10 protein-coding genes and 1 rRNA gene are annotated in these 19,277 nt (G+C 36.6%); 2 read left to right on the top strand and 9 right to left on the bottom strand.

Features of this window, described 5'->3' with window-relative positions; all coding sequences use genetic code 11:
- Positions 1–217 precede the first annotated feature (217 nt).
- The gene (locus RMR19_RS15825) at positions 218–1,108 is read left to right on the top strand and encodes a Fic family protein (protein WP_310604471.1); all 891 of its coding nucleotides are present in this window, start codon (positions 218–220) and stop codon (positions 1,106–1,108) included.
- A 173-nt stretch (positions 1,109–1,281) separates the two neighbouring features.
- On the opposite strand, the gene RMR19_RS15830 is transcribed toward RMR19_RS15825, so the two are convergent.
- From RMR19_RS15830 to RMR19_RS15860, 7 genes are all read right to left on the bottom strand, one after another.
- Entirely contained in the window at positions 1,282–1,938 is a 657-nt protein-coding gene (locus RMR19_RS15830) for a hypothetical protein (protein ID WP_310604472.1), read from the bottom strand.
- A 144-nt stretch (positions 1,939–2,082) separates the two neighbouring features.
- Positions 2,083–3,918, bottom strand: a complete 1,836-nt coding sequence (locus tag RMR19_RS15835; RefSeq protein WP_310604473.1) for a cellulase family glycosylhydrolase — start codon at positions 3,916–3,918, stop codon at positions 2,083–2,085.
- Between the two features lie 148 nt (positions 3,919–4,066).
- Complete coding sequence (locus tag RMR19_RS15840) at positions 4,067–5,392, bottom strand: family 43 glycosylhydrolase (RefSeq protein ID WP_310604474.1); 1,326 nt, start codon at positions 5,390–5,392, stop codon at positions 4,067–4,069.
- A gap of 5 nt (positions 5,393–5,397) precedes the next feature.
- On the bottom strand, positions 5,398–7,251 hold the full coding sequence (locus tag RMR19_RS15845; protein WP_310604475.1) for a hypothetical protein: 1,854 nt from the start codon (positions 7,249–7,251) through the stop codon (positions 5,398–5,400).
- A 76-nt stretch (positions 7,252–7,327) separates the two neighbouring features.
- Entirely contained in the window at positions 7,328–8,251 is a 924-nt protein-coding gene (locus RMR19_RS15850; RefSeq protein WP_310604476.1) for a carbohydrate ABC transporter permease, read from the bottom strand.
- 12 nt (positions 8,252–8,263) lie between these two features.
- A complete protein-coding gene (locus RMR19_RS15855; RefSeq protein WP_310604477.1) occupies positions 8,264–9,778 on the bottom strand; it encodes an ABC transporter permease subunit in 1,515 nt (504 codons plus the stop codon).
- A gap of 107 nt (positions 9,779–9,885) precedes the next feature.
- The gene (locus RMR19_RS15860; protein ID WP_310604478.1) at positions 9,886–11,481 is read right to left on the bottom strand and encodes a glycoside hydrolase family 43 protein; all 1,596 of its coding nucleotides are present in this window, start codon (positions 11,479–11,481) and stop codon (positions 9,886–9,888) included.
- Between the two features lie 350 nt (positions 11,482–11,831).
- Here RMR19_RS15860 and RMR19_RS15865 point away from each other — a divergent pair, with 350 nt between their 5' ends.
- Positions 11,832–12,725, top strand: a complete 894-nt coding sequence (locus RMR19_RS15865; protein WP_310604479.1) for an AraC family transcriptional regulator — start codon at positions 11,832–11,834, stop codon at positions 12,723–12,725.
- A 72-nt stretch (positions 12,726–12,797) separates the two neighbouring features.
- On the opposite strand, the gene RMR19_RS15870 is transcribed toward RMR19_RS15865, so the two are convergent.
- Both RMR19_RS15870 and RMR19_RS15875 read right to left on the bottom strand, forming a co-directional pair.
- Entirely contained in the window at positions 12,798–18,608 is a 5,811-nt protein-coding gene (locus RMR19_RS15870) for a CARDB domain-containing protein (protein WP_310604480.1), read from the bottom strand.
- A 537-nt stretch (positions 18,609–19,145) separates the two neighbouring features.
- A 23S ribosomal RNA gene (locus tag RMR19_RS15875) occupies positions 19,146–19,277 on the bottom strand; the annotation flags it as partial.

The following is a 19,277-nucleotide window of genomic DNA, read 5'->3' on the forward strand; positions in this document are numbered from 1 at the left end:
AATGCAAGTCTTAATTTAAGAGATGCTTTAACTTACAAAATAGCATAAGCAAGCATTTGTAAGTATGTACGGCTGGCTAGGTCGGAATTTACGGTTGTGGACTATACAAGAACTTGTGAGTAGATTATGTAGAAATACAAATCAAAAGCATATAGGATGAAACAACAAAAATCTCGATATGGGATATTTGTCCATATTTTGAGTGGCAGTGATTGCAATGTATATAACAGTGAAACAAGCCGCTGAAAAATGGGGTATTTCTGATAGAAGAGTTCGCATACTCTGTTCTGAAGATAAAATAAATGGTGCATTCAGAGAAGGTCGCAATTGGAAGATACCATATGATGCAGTAAAGCCGACAGATAGCCGAGTTAAATCTACATCAAATCTTCTAACTATAATTGATGAAAAAAAGAAGGAATTAGATTCGAGACGACCACTTACTGAGGGAGAGTTAGAACGGCTTACTGAGGAATTTATCGTAGAATACACCTATAACTCGAATGCCATAGAAGGGAACACCTTGACACTTCGTGAAACAGATATGGTTTTACGTGGTTTGACAATTGATAAGAAGCCGCTAAAAGATCATCTTGAGGCAGTTGGTCAGAAAGATGCATTTGATTTTGTAAGTGAATTAGTAAAAGATAATGTTCCAATTTCAGAGGGTATTATTAAACAGATTCATTTTCTCGTGCTTGCTGACAAAAGGCAGGATCGCGGTGTTTATAGAAAAGTTCCTGTTCGCATTATGGGAGCAAAGCATGAACCTGTTCAGCCTTATCTTATCCTACCTCAAATGGAGGAATTACTCCAAAGCTATCATGAAAGTACAGAGCACATAATTCCGAAACTTGCACGATTCCATATAGAATTTGAAGGTATACACCCCTTTATTGATGGTAATGGACGGACTGGACGATTGCTCGTGAATTTAGAATTAATGAAAGCAGGTTATCCCCCTATTGATATCAAGTTTACAGATAGAATGAGTTATTATAATGCATTTGATGAATATCATGAAAAACATAATTTATTCTCTATGGAAAAACTGTTTGCTAACTATGTAAATGAACGATTGGATACTTATTTAAAAATGTTATTTTAATTGTACTTCACCCATTAGCAGATGACAGTTTTTAGAACACATAACTTTCAGCAATTAGATTGTACACATACAATATGGCTATGACAAATCTCCCATTCGTCATAGCCATATTGTTTTTTAATTATTTTACCACTTATTTACCAACTGTTCTTTGGCTCTTATGTATGATGTTCCTATTTCCCAGCGGGAGCATAATTGAACGTAATCGAAATCGTTTCAACATCTCCAAGTGTATCTTTATCTAGTAATCTTGGTGTTGCTCCAGTCAAATCACCATCTGCTGTTCTTCCATTTGCAACTGGTACCCACTCATTGTACAGATTTACCCTTGTACACTTGCCATCATCACTACTTGTATATGACTTTCCTTGCATTGTGTAGGTTTGTCCATTAATTTTAATTTCTGTTATTGTTGCTACATAGTTTGGAAATAGTGTTTCTCCATTCGCAATTCCAAGTGCTGAGAATACAACACTATTTGCAGAACCCCTTCTTGTACCTGTAAAATCTAGGGAAACTGTATAACTTCCCTCACCTGTTATTTCTACATCTGTTGCTAAAATTCCATCTGTTTTCGAAGATGGGTTATAGGTATCACCAGAGCTATACATTGTTGACCAATCACTACTATTATACATAATCCATGCCTTAGCTGTATTTTCATCAACACCAGTATCTTCTGCAGCACCTGCAAGTGCTGTTTCCATTTTTTCTGTTGCTATTGCAATAACATCTTCTTCGCTCATTGTAGATTGTACGGCATAACTATGTTCTATATAAAGTGCAGCCACTCCATCATCTATAATTTTAAGATTTCCTCTGTCAAACATATTACTGCAATCCCATAATACTGGGCAAAAACCATAGATATCACTGTTGTTAAGAAGATTATCCGTATAATCAACGGTATTGTTCTTTACTTTACCATCAAATGGCCCTACACAGTATTCACCAATAATAACTACATAACCTTGTTATGTGAATTTTGTCATATTATTCATGTACATGTTTTGCGTTTCAAAATCACTCTTTGTTCCCCAGCTTGATAAACTTGAATTAAATGTATATCCATCTGGATTATAGTAGTGAACTGAGATAAGAAGTTTATTACTTGCCGTATCTGTTGGCATTACGAATCGATCATCACAAGTTCTTGTAATATCTGTATTGTAACCCGCAATTAGTAAGAATCTTTTTGCGTTGTTTCCACCTGTGCTTCTGATAATTTCTACAAACTTTTGATTAATTTGATTTGCCATTTCATAGCATTCATCTACAGATAACGTTCCAGAATCTGCTGTCAAAGGTGCATCTGTATCATTTAATCGGCTTCCTAACTCTTCGTTTCCTGATTCAAAAATCAGATAATCAGAATACTCTTTATATCTGTTTGCAATTTGTGTCCACATAGATGTATACAATTCCATTGCTGCATCTCTGGTTGATTGGGTAGCAGAACCAAACATTCCCCACCAACCACCATCCCAGTGGTCATTAACGATAACATACATATCTTCATTAAAAGCATACTTAATAATTTCTTCTACACGATTTAAATAGTCTTCACGAATTGTATAATTACCATTTTCATAGTCCATAACATTTGTCCATGCTACAGGAATTCTCAATGTATCAAAGCCTGCTGCTTTCATAGCACTTATCATCTCTTGTGTTGTCACTGGCATTCCCCATAATGTTTCATAGGCAGATACCTCTGCAGTTATACCAAGATACATTTTCCCATAGGCTTCCATTGTATTTCCAAGATTGATTCCATTACCCATAAGTTTTGTTACTTCCAACGCTGTTAATGATTCGCGGATTCCCGACTCTTGTTCCGTTGGAGGAGGATTTGGTGATGGTGATGTTGGAACATAACTTGAAACCTCTTCCTTAACTAAAGTAGAAAAGTTGAATTGATTTCCCTTGTATGTAAGTATGTACTCTCCGTTGTTTGCAAACATACTAGTTGCTTCTAGTGTTACTGCCTTACCATCTTCTGAATATGTTAAACCTGTAATCGACATTACTCGACTACCATCTTTACTTGTAATCGTAAAATCTGATGTCTGTAATTTATCTTTCATATCGTCATCAAATGTTACTACTACTTTTGATGAATCCGTTTGTGATACCGATTTAGCAGAAGCTACTACTTTAACAGTTAGCCAATCTGAATTCACTGTCTTATTCGCAGCTAACTTTTCGTTATTTTGAAATGCTCTTACACGGATTTTAAATTCTCCAGCATGAGCAGTTGTTACTCTACCATCACTTGAAATAACCGTTGCACCTGCCGTATTTCCCTCTGATGAGATTTCCCACATTCTATAATCCGTAGCTTTTGCACCAGAAGCTGTCGTCATTGCACTATCAAAGTCATACACATTAGCCCCAATACCAAGTTCAGTTTCAATCGGATTTGTAATTTCAACTCGGTCTGCATTTTCTTTTACGGTTACAATTGCTTTTAATGTTTTCGTCTTTTTGGTAGGAAGTGTTATTTTACATGAAATTGTCACCTTACCTGTTTCGCTTCCCGCCTTTGCTAATCCCTCTGCATCTACAGTTGCTATCGATTTATTCGATGTTGTCCATTTGTATGTAGATTTTGACACTTTGTTTTTGATATTAAAATCATAAGAACTACCAATTTCATTGCTATTGATATAAAGTGTCTTTGCTGTTTTATTTAATACTGGCGCAGTCGCTGCAGATGCTTTAAGACCTATAGGCATTGATGTAGCAGTCAGTGCAAACACCAATGAACACGTAACTATTTTTTTTGCTATATTTTTTGCTTTATACATTCCCATTTATATAAACCATACCTTTCTCATAATCTGTAAACCTAAGTTTGCAGAGAAAAATTTTTATATGAAGAGAATTTCTTAGGCAGTATTTTTGATACGCTAGAATTTCTCTTCACATTTTGCTTCTCCATTAAATCGTAAACCGTTATTTCATAAACAAAAATGATTCTAGCTCAAACAGTTGCCTTCCTTTCAACATCTGTCCTCCCCAACCTTCTGTCGTATCCTCTACAAGAAAGAACAATGCATGATATCCTGTAACATTCTTCGTTACTGCCTTGTAGATGTGATTATCCATGCCAATTTCACAAGTTCCAATCTCGACTCCATTCTCATAATCATCTAAGACAATTCTCATCCTGCTACGACAACCAGTTCCTCTAATTTTCGCAACAAACTCCATAGTTTCACTAGAGTTATCCTCACCAAAGTCAAAATATCGATAGCCAATAATACAACCATTTTGAATATTTGCCACTGTTCGCTCAAATTCATTGTATTGTACTACGTAAGCCCCCTCTTTCAAAACACAGGCAATATCCGCCTGTGTTTCTTTATATGGATTCAATGCCGATTCAAATCCTAAAGAGGTCATTTTAACTTGTGGAATTGTTCCATCTGATGCAATTTGGATTTTCTCTACACATGCTCTTCTGGAAAATACCGTACCATTCGTCATCCTATGATAAAAGATATACCATTCCCCATTTATGAAACAAATCGAACCATGGTCATTTCCTCCAGGATAGTCATCTCCGTTATCTACGATAATTCCTTGATATGCAAATGGCCCTTTCGGTGATTTTGAAGTCGCATAGGCAAGACAGCTTCCTCTCTTCGGAGAATAAATCATATAGTAGGTGTCACCAATCTTTCGCAGAGAACACGCTTCAAAGAAAGCAAATGGTTCTTCTACTGGAATGATATCTTTCTGAAATGAGCCTTCCAAAATCTCATACATATTATCGGGATTGATTTCTGCCATATAGGAGCTTAGAAAACCACAATAGATATAGACTTTCCCATCATCATCTACTAATACACCAGGGTCTACAAAGATTCCTTTATCAAAGCCTTCCAAATCATCTGGCATTGGGTATTCATACTGTGATAACAACGTAAATGGACCTTCTGGAGTATCACTTACCGCAACACAACCTTTCGCATCTACTATATAGGCATAGAGATAATATTTTCCGTCTTTTTCAACCACATCAGGTGCATAGAGTTGATTTTCTGACCAATCAATGGAAGACGAATGATCTCGATCTGCTTTTGTGTGAAAGCTGTCACCATGGCACTGCCAAAGGTTTAGATTATCTAAAGGTGCTGACCATACTTTTAGTTTATAGTCACAAAAGGTATCTACCCCAGCATTGTCGTGTGAACCATACACATATACTCTGTCACCAAAAACTCGTGGTTCCCCATCGGGAATATACTCCCATAGAGGAAGAAAAGGATTTGCCATAGTTATTATTCCTTTCCCGCTGAAGCTGCTTTTGCTGCATCCTCTGCTGCCTTACGGCTTACTGCTTCATTTTCTTGGTAGGCATTACAATCTGCAAGACCGTATTTTTCTGCTGTTGTAATCATTTCATTAATCGTCTTCTCAAATTCAGCATCGTTAGCCGCATACATTGCTCTCCATGAATAGTTCTTAACACATTCCCCTACTTGGTTCCATATAACATTCAACTCGTCTGATTTTGCAGATGGAGAATACATAGTTCCTGGGGATACCGTATAAGGACGAGAAGCTAAATATTCATCTGTAGAAGAAGCTCCCATTGTGTTTCTCCAATCCTGTTCGATTTCAGAAGCTGCTGCAGTTACATTGCTTTCCCAACGACTTCTATTATAAGTTTCTCCATTTGAATCCAAGTTTTCTGCATCAAGTGCCCATGTAGTGATATTGAATTGTTCTTGTCCATCTTTGAATAATCCGCTGTAACCATCTTTCATCTCTGTTTCACCATCGGTAGCACAAGCTAAACCTAATTCTGTGAAATGAGTCTTTCCGTTTTCATCATAATACCAGCAAACATCTTTTGGTCCGTATAAATCTGTCATCTTACCTTCTGGAGTTGCCAACCAGTTAATAATCGCCATACATAACTCTGGATATTCTGTGTTTGAACCAATTGTCCATACATAATCTCCACCATAGATACTTTGACCGTAGTTAATTGGTGTTGCTTCCTCTGGAATTAATGTAAACATCGCTTTCCCAGCGTCCAAATGTTTTTGGCTGTTGAATACATCTGATCCCATAAATCCGAATGGTACAAAGAATGCAGTTCCATTTCTATAATCTTCTGCACAACCATCAAAACCTTGTACTTCTGAATCTGGATCCATTGCTCCTGCTTGGAATAACTTGTTGTAGAATCGTAACATTTCTATATAAGGGCTGTCCTGTGCAACCGCTGGAATATAGCTTTGTGTCTTTGAATCATAGAAACCAATTCCAAATTCATCGTAACCATAGTATGCTGTTGCCATTGATTTTGGAAACATTGCCATTGTACCATCCCAATCACTAAACAAAGATACGGCATATGTCTTCTTACCATTTTCATCAGTAGGCTCTAACTTTTGCATATCAATTAAAACATTTGCAAAGTCGTCCATATTTTTAACTTGTGGATTTCCTAACGCTTTATATAAATCCCAACGAGTACACCATGCGTATGTAAAACTAGAGATATCTGTAGAATTTACACCAATGTTATGACCCATTCCGTATGTTGTTCCGCCAGATATATCTGTGTTTTTTTGAAGGGCTGCTTGCATATGTTCCTTAATGAAAGGGCCATACTCTGCTAGTAAATCGTCCTCATTCCAATCCATTAACATACCTTTTTCAATTGCTGCTTGATACTTATCATCGTTTGCACCCCAGATAACGATATCACCTAAGTTTCCAACTTCCATGCAAGTATTATATACAGTACCGTCTGGATCAGGAACAATGTTTAATACAACATTAAACTTCTCCTTCATTACTTGCGCAAACCAGCCAATCTGCTCACCTGAGTAGTTTGCAGTTTGAGAAAATACCGTTAATTTCACTGTTTCCTTCGGAATAATCTCACTTAAATCTGCTTCTGTACTTTCTGCATCATTCGTTGTTGCATCATCTGTAACAGAAGTGTCAGCTGCATTCGCATTGTTTGTACTATCTGTTGAACTTGCTTGTTTTGTGTTGTTTTCTTTCTTATTTGAGTTTGATGTAGAACCACATCCTGTTAATGCTAATGAACCAATCAGCATTATACTCAAAATCATACTCATTGCTTTCTTTGTGATACCTTTTTTTGTTCTCATAAAATACCTCTCTCCTTTTTCATTTATATAACCAACTCAATATATTCGAGTCGAGTTAATACCTAAACCTCCGTACCTATCCCTTCACCGCCCCAAGCATAATCCCTTTTTCAAAATGCTTTTGCATAAATGGATAGAATGTCATAATCGGAATTACTGTTACCATTGCAACGGTATATTTTACTACCTTCATACTCATCAACGAAGCAACATCGGCTTGACTTAATGTGCCACCAGACTGCATCGTAGATGCTAAGTTTGATGCCTGATTCAGATAAATATAAAGTCTATGCTGCAATGTGAATAAATCTGGTCTGGATTGCATTAAAATCAAAGAATCCTGAAAAGAATTCCAGTGTCCAACCGCTCCGAAGATAGCTATTGTAGCAAGAATCGGCTTACAAAGTGGAAGTACAACCTTCGTAAAACGCTGCCAATATGTTGCCCCATCTAACTGCGCACTCTCCTCCAATGCTGGTGGAATTGACTCAATATATGTCTTAACCAAAATCAGATTGTATGGTGCTACGATGGTCGGAATAATGTACGCCATAAAATTGTTTGTCAGTCCAAGCATCGACATATTCAGATACCAAGGAATCAGTCCTGCATTCAGATACATCGTAATAATTACCAAACGAAATATAAATTTACGATGCCACATCTCTTGTTTTGTAAACAGATAACCACATAACGCAGAACCAAACACCATTAATACCGTACCAATCACTGTACGTGATACCGTAGTTACTAATGATTTCATTAAGTCTCCAAGCTTCATAATGTTCACATAGTTGCCAAAATGTATTCCCTTTGGCAGAAAACTGATTTGCCCTGCCGTTACCAAATCATTATTACTAATGGTATTGATAAACAAGTAGTAAAATGGGAAGATACATGCTAGCGTAAAAATGCCAAATACAGAATAATTTATAATATTAAATATCAAATCTCCCGCCTTAATTGGTTCTTTATGTTTCCTTATTGCTTTCGTTTTCATATTCTCCCCCCTCTAGATAATATTATCTCCACGAACTATCTTCGCAATTTTGTTCGCAGCAAATACTAATACGATACTAACTACCGATTTCAACATACCAATTGCGGTAGTCAACGGAATTAATCCTTTTGTAACACCGAGTTTATATACATATAAATCAAGTACTTGTATCGCAGAAGAATTTACCGAATTTTCAAATACAAGGTATTGATCCATACCGTTTGAAAGAATATTTCCAATTGACATAATAAGAAGTACACAGAATGTTGGCATTAATTCTGGAACTGTAATATGTATCATTCTTTGAAATCTTCCTGCACCATCTACTTTCGATGCATCATAGAGTTCTTGGTCAATCCCTGATATCGCTGCAATATAGACAATTGCCCCCCAGCCAAGACCTTTCCACATGCCCCAAAGCAACATTTGTAACCATACATGATTACCACTCATCAGCAAATTCTTCCCTGATTCCCATTTGTCTAAGTTGACCATCAAACTACTGACAAAACCATCTGCTGAGAATATAGATAATCCTACTGCAAATATTAATACCCAACTGATAAAGTTTGGAACTGTTGTAAACGTCTGTATAAATCGACGATAACGATTGTTCTTTATCTCTGAAAGAAATATTGCAAATGCCATACTAACCCAGCTTGTTCCAAGTCCTAATGCACTCATTCCAAGCGTATTTTTCATTACACGCACAATATCATTACGAGTAGCGTCATTATGTAAAAGGTATGTAAACCACTTAAAACCTACAAAGTTATCTGCTGATAATACATCTCCTGCTTTATAATCAAAGAATGCATATCGCCAACCTAGTAATGGAAGATATCCAAATAATATTGTTAATGCTACAAACGGCAATGCCATTAGTAATAATTGAAACTTTGGTTCAATCTCATATTTCTCTGACTTATCTGCTTTCTTGCCTGCCACTAATAGAAACAAACTGAATACTGCCACTACGATTAATAGGATAAATAACACCCAGAACGCATTTGGTAACACTACTCCAAGTTTATTTGCTGTAGGCAGATTCTTCATATTATAATAATTACTAAGAATACCTGACAATCCAAGTAACGCAATAACACTTCCAAGTAATGTCCCTGTTGTCCCAACACGTTTTAATCGATTGTTCCCTAATGTCGCACACGTACTGAATCCTTGAACAACAATTCCAAAACAGCAAGCCAAACTACTAAACATTAGCATTCTCATACTCGACTCACTAATCCATGCCTTTCGAAATGCTTTTCCAAAGCCGCTCGTTAACTGGCTATACGATGCTCCTGATGTAAAAAGTGATAAGTTCCTGTTCATCAAACTTGTAATACGTGATGGATTACATCCTGGAATAAGTAAAAAGACAATTCCCACTAATGCTGCAATTCGCAAAACGATATAAAGATAGTCTGAACTGTTTTTCTTTGCAAGACTCTTTTGCTTCTCATTTTTCTGCTCTTTTTGCTTCTCATTTTGTTTCTTCTTTTGTAATACTGCTTTTGTTTGCATAAAAGCTTCCCCTTCCTCTATCTTTTCTAACTTCGTTGCTGTTCACGCCAAACGTTACAGCAACGTAATCACCTTATATAAAATTCATCTTTGCTGAAGAACCCACATCATTCTGCTTTATAATGTACCCATTCAATGCAAGCAGGATTTTCACACACCTGACCATTTCCTGTTGCATAGAAGGCAATAAAATTCCCTGTGAATTTACCTCCTACTTCCGTTGTCAGATATGTGGTTTCTCCGCTTCCTAACTCAAAATAGGTACTTTCGTCCTTGCTATAACGAAAACGATATAACTCCATTGTTGCATCTAATTCCATATATAGTTCTGTTTCCTCACAAACAATTTTTTGTTCTATCCTCCATAGTGAACCGATTCTTCGTCGTACAATCAGATAATTTTTTCCTTCCATACATGTCAAAGCCATCTCATAGTGATGATCTCGATTCATATAGATTGCGATGCCTGCTTCTTCTCCATCTTGTTGAGGTTGAAAGTTCATCTTAAAACGTACCGAACAGGTATGGTGCATCTGACGAAAAGCTAGAAGGGTACTGCCACTTGCATCTGATAATGTTGTTTCCTTCCCTTTTAACCACAATCCACTTGTATCATGTTTGATAGCATCAAAGTCTGGATTAAATTGATATGCCCATCGTGGATGCAGTGTTTCAGAAGAAAAATCATCATAAAATTCATACGGCTCACCTGCTTTTGCTACTTTAAGCGAATCTTCTCTTTCGTCTAATCCCTTACTTTCTTCTAAGATTTTTCTTTCTTCTAAGGCTTTGCTTTCCTCCAACAGATTTGTCTCGATTTCTACCTCCACAACACCTTGATTTCCTATGATTGGCCATTCATCTTCTGTCCATTTCACTGGTGCAAGAAATGTTTCTCTTCCGAGATTATGTCTATTAGGATAAGATATCGGACGTATTCCTAAACACACCGCCCACCAGTTATGCCTATTATCCTCTATTAAATCCGCATGACCTGTTGCCATAATCGGAAGTCCTAAGCTTCGATTTGTCAAAATTGGATTCTTTTCATATGCCTCATATGGACCTTCAATTGTTCGACTTCTTGCTATCGTTTCCATATGACCATATTCTGTACCACCTTCTGCAATCATCAAATAGTACCAATCACCACGTTTATAGATATGTGGTGCTTCTGGTGCACATCCACCTGTTCCATTCCAGATGTATTTTTGCTCACTTAGGATTTCCCCCGTATCAGGATTAATCTGACAAAAATAAATGCCTCCATTTGTACCACAAAAATACGCCTTTCCATCTTCATCGAAAAATAAAGATGGGTCAATTCCCTTGCAGTCAATCCAAATCGGTTCTGACCATTCGCCATAAGGATTTGTTGTCTTCACAATAAAATTTCCATATCGGGTATCTGTTGTATCTGCTGCTGGCACATTCGTACATATCACATAGAATGTTCCGTCATGATAACGAATTGTTGGTGCATAGATACCGGATGCATTCGGATTACCATGCATCAATGGAAGGTACTCGCTTTTCGTAACACAGTGCCCAATCTGTTCCCAATCCACTAAATTTTTGCTATGGAATAATGGAATTGCAGGGAAAAATTCAAAGGAACTTGTTACAAGATAGTAGTCTTCTTCCACACGACATATGCTTGGATCAGGATGAAAACCTGAGATTATTGGGTTTGTATATTTCATTTTATTTCCTCCTAAATGCTCATTCATGTAATGTTTCAACCCGAACTTTTATTAATCAATTGAACTTATCTATCATAAAATAATCTGGCAGTATCATACTTGTTTTTATATACAATAACTACAACTAATTACGTTCTTTCTTCTATATATGGGCAAACTTTATATTTACAATTTACTTTTTTATTGTTTTATTATATATTGTTACATATGGTATTTCTTTTACCCATCGGACATAAAACAGTACAATTCAGCCAAGTTAATAAAAAATCAAAACGCTAAAACACACGCTAACATTTCGATAAGGCTTTATAGTTACTAGTTTTACGAAAAAGGAGGAATGTTAAGAATTTATGGACTACATATCATTTAACCTAGAATCATTTAAAAACTATAGAGATTTTCCTATGATTATAGAATACGGATTTCACAACACGGACATGTTTCTTCATGACCATTCGAACTTCTATGAATTAACAATTATTCTAAGTGGCAGTGCAACTCATATTGTTAATAATGAGCGTTACACGATTCATAAAGGTGATGTTTTCGTTGTTGGAAGAGATATCGTGCATGGATTTGAAAATCCTTCGAATTTTAAACTTTGCAATATTATGTACAAGCCAGAAATTTTACTTAATACGACACATGATATTCAAGAATCAGCAGGATTTCATTCTCTATTCGTTCTTGAGCCATATTTGAGTAAGAATTCTCACTTTACTAGTCATCTTCAACTGCCAATCCCTATCTTTGAAGTAACGAACGGACTTATCTCTATGCTTGTTCAAGAATATAACAGTGAAAATATTGGACGTACTACGATGTTACAGGCTCTTTTCTGGAACTTAGTTGTATTACTTGCAAGAGCGTATCAGGTAGAGGAACATCACAAAGATAGTTTTTTAAACATCGCTGTTCCACTTGCCTACATCAATCAAAATTATCGTGAAACAATTACGGTCACAGAACTTGCTTCTATGGCTCATATGTCAGAGCGAAATTTCACGAGAGTATTTCATAAAGCCTATGGCATGTCTCCAAGCAACTATATTATTCAACTTCGTATCCAACATGCCTATGAACTATTACAAAATACCGAATTTTCAATTTTGGAAGTAGCTTATATGTGTGGCTTTCGTGACAGCAGTTATTTTACTCGGCAATTTAAACAAGCTTCTGGGTTTACACCAAGGGAATATCGTAGCCGACTTGAAGAGTTTCGAACGACAAAAAAACAATCCTAAAACATATATGCCTATGACGAATATAAAACTCGCCATAGGCACATTACTTTTTAGGATTGTTTTTTTACTATCTTACCAATTGTTCTCTGTTCCTATTTTATTCACTTTGAAATCTGGACATTTATCTAATCCATAAACAGCTTTCACTTTCGCATTATAAATCTTAACATTCTTAAAGTTTGCGCCTCCAATACAAGGGCCTTGACCACTTTCTGCTGATACTACAAACTTGATTCCATAACGCTCTGCTCCATTAATTACAATGTTTTCAAGATTGATGTTTTCCATTGGAATCTTATCTGCATGTTTTGTTTGGAACATGATTCCAAAGTAAACGGCATCATTAATATTAACATTTTTTACTGTAATGTTTCTAAGTGCACGATCTCCAGAATAAATCCAGATAGCTCCGAAATTTTGATATCCATTAATTTTATCATCTGCCCCATTGCTTGTGTAGAAGTCTCCACCACAACGGTCGATTGTGATTCCATCGAATAAGGTTTCCTCATTGCCAAATCCAAGTGTATTGTAACCAAAACTCAAACTACTAATTGTAACACCTGGATAAGTGAGGGAATCCGCTACATAAAGATTTGTAAATTTGTTTCCAGAACCTCCGTAAATTGCAAATCCTGCTGCACGACGTGTGCATACTGCTGTTAAATTCGTATATACATTTCCTGTGTTATATGATGTTCCACCACTGTCAATCGCACTGAAAGAAGCAAATGCATCATCACCGCAAGCTCTTGCATAGCAGTTTGTAATGGTATTGTACGAAGAACCGTTTGTCATATTAATTCCATCTGCAAACAAGTTTTTGATACGGCAATCTTTGAATGTATTATAGGAAGAACCTACGCCCCAGTATAAACATACAAAATGTTCTGCCCATACATTTTCAATTGTTACATGTTGAATCTTGTCTCCATCAATAAATTTTCCTGGACCATCTGTACGGTATTGATAATTTCCCCATGCAGATAGATTCTTAATTGTTGAACCATTTGCTGTAGAATCAATTGAAAAACCGATATCCATATTACTTCTTGCTTGTGGTGCAACTAATTTTGTGTGCCATGGCCCTGCTCCGATAATCTCCATGGAACGTCCATAAACTCTGATTTTAGAACTTAATTCCCATTCTCCTGCTGGAATGAAGATACCAACTTTTGTTGTATCCATTCTAGCTTCGTTTAATGCTTGTTCAATTGACTTATTTGCTGTAACTTCTACGTATTTAGAAGGGTTTGGATTTGTAGCTGCTGGTAAAACATGTTCATATTCCATCATATCAACATAAATCCAAGGTACATCTGTTGCATCTTTTTGAATTCTTACTTTTGTTCCTGCTGGATATACTTGGTCAAGCAATAACTGCGCATCTTCATATAACCAGTATGCTTGCTCTCCTGAATTGTTATATCCAAGACGGTCTAATGTCGTTGGTGTCGCATACACATGAGAGTATTTTGATGTAACGTTAAAGTCTCCTTTGCTTTGACCATTGATATAGAGACTGATTGTACCACTTGTTCCTTCTTTAATTGCACTACGAAGTACAAATGCATTTGCATCAGAAGCCAATGTAAATTCTACATATTCTCCAACGGAATCAAGTTGTACTGCACTTCTTCCCGATGCTTCTCCTGCATAATCTGCTAATGTGTAATTCTTCTCTAATACCGTACCATTTGTTGTATTAGAGCTAGCTTCCATCTCGATTGTAGTAAAGGCAAGATTTGCACCTCTTCCAACAAAAAAGCTACTCTCTACTGTATTGTTTGTACGTTTTACTCCTACTTCTTTTTCGTCTACGGAAACTTCACAAACAACACTGTAGTTTCCATCTGCTGCTACCCAAGTTCCCATGTTTAACGTAACCACATTGCCTGCAGTAAGTATTCCTGTATACGACTTTGTAAATGTTTTAACTGTTGCTCCAGCATCATTCACTAACTTCACTGTAACATTATGGTTTCCATTTGATGTCGCACTATTTCCTTGATTCTTTAGGCTTACCGTAAAGTTTACTTCATTTCCTGCACTAGGATTTCCCGGTGTCCATGTTACTGCACCAACTAAGTCTGCACTTGTTACTTCTTGCACAACTAGTTTCACTTCTTTTTTATTATTACTCTTATCCATCTCGATGATTGTATTCTCTTCATCTACGATTGCTGTAAGTTTATACTCTGCTGCGTTTTGTTCTGCTAATTTTACCGTTACTGTTGTAGATTGTCCTACTTCTAATGCAGGTACTGTAGCACTACCAACAAGATTTGTTCCTAAGTAGAAATTAACACTTGTTGCTTTTGCTGCAACTGTTCCTTGATTTTTTACAACTGCATTCACTGTTATCTCATCTGACTCAATTGGTGATGCTGGTGTAGTTACCACAGAAGTAATTGTTAAATCTGGATTTGGAGCACTTACTCCATAGATTTCAAATTCTGCTAGTTGACCTGCACCTGAGCCACTATTTGCAGTAAACTTTAACTGCACTGCACTAGCTCTTGCAGATACTGGTATTGTTACAGTGTTTCCAGTTTGAGGATTGAAGCTATATGATTTTGCTCCTACCACTGTCTTGAATGTTTCATTATCTTGCGTATGTGTTAAAACTTCTATTGTTTGGTTTCTTGCACCCCAATTGCTATCTGGGTTAAGTTTTAATACTAACTTAGAAATATCTGCATTCATACCAAGATTAATACTAACGGTATCTGGGTATCCGCCTTGACCTTCCCAATATGTACTTGTACTTCCATCATTCACATTTTCACCACGGAATATATGAACAAATGAAGATGCTTTTACTTCTTTTCCTAATGCTAAGTTTGTTTCCTTCGTTGGATCTACTGGGTCTATCACTGGTGGATCCACTGGATCTACTACTGGTGGATCTGTTGGGTCAACCACTGGTGGGTCTACTGGATCTGTAGTTGCAGTTTCCGTAACCGTGATTATTTTTGTTGTTTGATTATTATTCGTATTAGACTCAGGATAACGATTTACATCATTTACCCATGCAAGTATCGTATGTGTACCGGTTGTAGCTTTCCATGCTGCACTTCCACTTGGTCCATTGTTTGCTGTTACAGTAATGGATTCTCCCGGCATGATTTGTGTATTGTTTGTATCTGACCATGCAACACAAGTTCCATCAATTTGAAATTGTACTCCATTTACTGCATCATTGCTTACAACTCCTGTTCCTTGATTTTTGATTACTGCACTAAATACTACATCATTCCCTTTTGCTGGATTCTTAGGTGACCATGTAATATCTGTAATAATCATATCTGGATTACCGTATGGCTCTGTTGGTTCTACTGGATCTGTCGGATCTACTGGGTCTGTTGGTCCTACTGGGTCTGTCGGGTCTGTTGGGTCTGTTGGCCCTACTGGATCTGTTGGCCCTACTGGATCTGTTGGATCTGTTGGTCCTACTGGATCCGTTGGATCTGTTGGGTCTGTTGGGTCTGTTGGGTCTGTTGGGTCTGTTGGTGGTATAATGATTGGTTTTACTATTTGATCACTATGATCTGTCGCAAGTGTTCCCACTTCTGGATATGCTGGAATTCTGTAAGTAGCATTTCCCTCGTTTGTAACAGCATTTAATTTTACATTTGCGTTGTTAAGATAATATACACTTGCATACGCTATATTTCTTAATGCTAAACCATTTATTGTAACACTTGGTGTTCCACCAAAGCTCATAATTGCTGCGCCCAAATGTTGTAACGATGAATACGAAGGTTTGTTTCCATCAACACCTGCACCATAGATTTTTAAGTTGTTGAATACGATATTAGATATACTATCACCAATACGAATTCCATCGTGTTGTGCATCATAAATGTATGTATTGTTGAATGTAATATTCTTTGTTGCTCCAATAATATCTATCGCACCATACTCACTTTGCCATGTATCATAGCTAGCTCCAGAACGAATAATTATATTGTTATCAAATTGAATATTTTTTGTATTATCAAATTTGTATCCTGGGAATGTTGTATTCAAATGAATTCCCGATGACATAAAGCTATCACGAATATAGTTGTTATAAATCTTGTGTCCATTTCCACCGTATATGGCAATTGCGCCTGCACGCCATGAAAATTCAATTGTATTATAGCAGAACACATTATTAGATTCATCTTTTGCGGACATAAAGTTATTATTCCACATTGCTAGTCCGTCATCACCATTGTTACGAACGGAACAGTTATATACGGTTGCATTACTTGTACCTTGACAGAAGTTTACTCCGTCTGCTAGGTTGTTACGAATACGACAATTTGCAATTTTAATATTGTCAGAATAGTCTAATGTACCGTTGTAATCTCCAATCCAGAAACCACATTCAAAATGTTCTTCCCAAATATCATGAATCAATGAATTTCCATCAAATACATCCATGAACGCTTTATAGATTGCATTTTCACCATAACGGGAACGAAGATTTGAATTGATGTACATATTACAGAATTCAATGTTGTATGTATTTCCATCACCAGCGCCAGAAATACCACCTTTTTGTTGACCTGAATTTGTAAACTGGATATTTGTAAACCAAATTCCTGCTCCAGTAATCATCATATCCTTAGCAGATACTCTCCATATTTGGTTGATATGGTATGTTCCTGCAGGGAAATATACGTCTTTTCCTGCTGCATCTGCTGCTGCGATACAAGCTGTTATTGCAGCATAATCATCTATTCCATCATCAGGAACTGCACCAAAGTCTACAACAGAATAAGAACCTGCTGGTTGACCAATTGCTTCTCCTGTTTCTTCTATCTCTAGAAAATCTACACCATATGTTAAATTGTTTGCTCCTGAACTTTGAATACGAATGGTATCACCTGGTTGTAACGATTGATCCAATCGAAAATGTACTTCGTCAAAAGCGAAACATGCTGTTCCATTACCTGGAGTATCTCCTGCTCCTCCATTTAGGTATTGCCACATATAATATGATGTTAAATCTACTGTTTTAACTTTCGCTCCATTCACATACACATCTAACGAACCTGTTTGTCCCATTCCATCTGTAGTGTCTGGAAGAGTAAATCTCATTACAACACCATTTCCAGAAGAATACACTTGCCACTCTGCATAAGCTCCTCTTGATGGTAACGTCACATAGGACTGGTTTGAAGCTTGACTTGCTATATTTGTTAATGCCCAATTCGGTGATGTAACTAAAGCGGCTCCCCCGCCAATAGAAGCAGTTTCCGAGTCATATCTAACGTATGGCATTGTTGCTCCTATTGTATTCACATCTGAATTTGTCTCTGGAATCGTAATACAATCGCCTGCAAATGTATTTGTTAATTTTCCAGCAACTCCGTCATCTTGTACATTACTTGATGCGCTATAATCTTCAAAAATCCATTGTTGCTTTGTAGTTCCATAATATGCAGTACTATCATTTGCCTTTGTGTAAACAAATCCTCCTGTTCCACTGTTTGATGTGATTTTCCACATATTATCAATTGTAGACGCGGTATTATCGCCGCTGATATACCATTTGCTACTCATCCAAACTTCGTAGATTGTACTCTCTAAACGTACTGTTCCATTTGCATTCTCTAAACACATATAAGAACTCGTTCCCATATTTTGAATCCAGTATGTGCCATCTGCTTTCTTACTTAACTTCCAAATAAAATTTGGATCTTTTTCTCTTAGTCCTCCACATTTCACATTAGAACCATCTGCGTAAAGATAAGAATCCCCTGATACTGTCTTAATAAAAACTGTTGCATCTCCTGTAATTTGCTTTGCAAATACAGTTGGTAACTGATTTGGTAGAACCAGTGACAGCATTAATATTACTGCAATCCATTTTCGTAACCTTCTTAACATACCTGTAACTCCTTTCATACTCCCTAATTTTCTTTGCTTTTTAACTCTGTTTTTTGTTACTATTGCATAGTTTAACGTTAAACTATTTATGCGAAATTCATTCCCCCTTTCTTTCTTATTTCCTCTGGTGAAATGCTTAACGCAAGGATTATAACACAGCGCATAGAAGTTTAACGAGACAAAAGAGACGTCGCATAATGCAATCTCTTATTGCTGTAGATTAGAAAAATATTATGACAATGGTATCTTACTGTTTAATAGTGAATGCAGTTTACCATTTGCTAGCAATTATATCACCCTTTTTTACATATGGCAATCGTTATTTTTAATTTTGCACTAAATTTCTTTTCTTATCGCTAAGATTTTATGTATATTGTACATATTATTCTTGTTTTATCTTGGGATAAACTAGATATCTTGGTATTGATAAATAGTAGCAAATATATCACAAAAAAGGTATCACACTATACTTTAAGTGTAATACCTTCTCTTACGTTATATCTTCAAAACTACACATTGAATTGTCAAACATTTCATTTGGTTAAGCCCTCGACCTATTAGTAACAGTCAACTACATGTGTTACCACACTTCCATCTCTGTCCTATCTACCTGATCGTCTTTCAGGGGTCTTACTAGCTTGTGCTATGGGATATCTTATCTTGAGGGGG

Source organism: Anaerosporobacter sp. (assembly GCF_031551385.1).
GTDB lineage: Bacteria > Bacillota > Clostridia > Lachnospirales > Lachnospiraceae > Anaerosporobacter.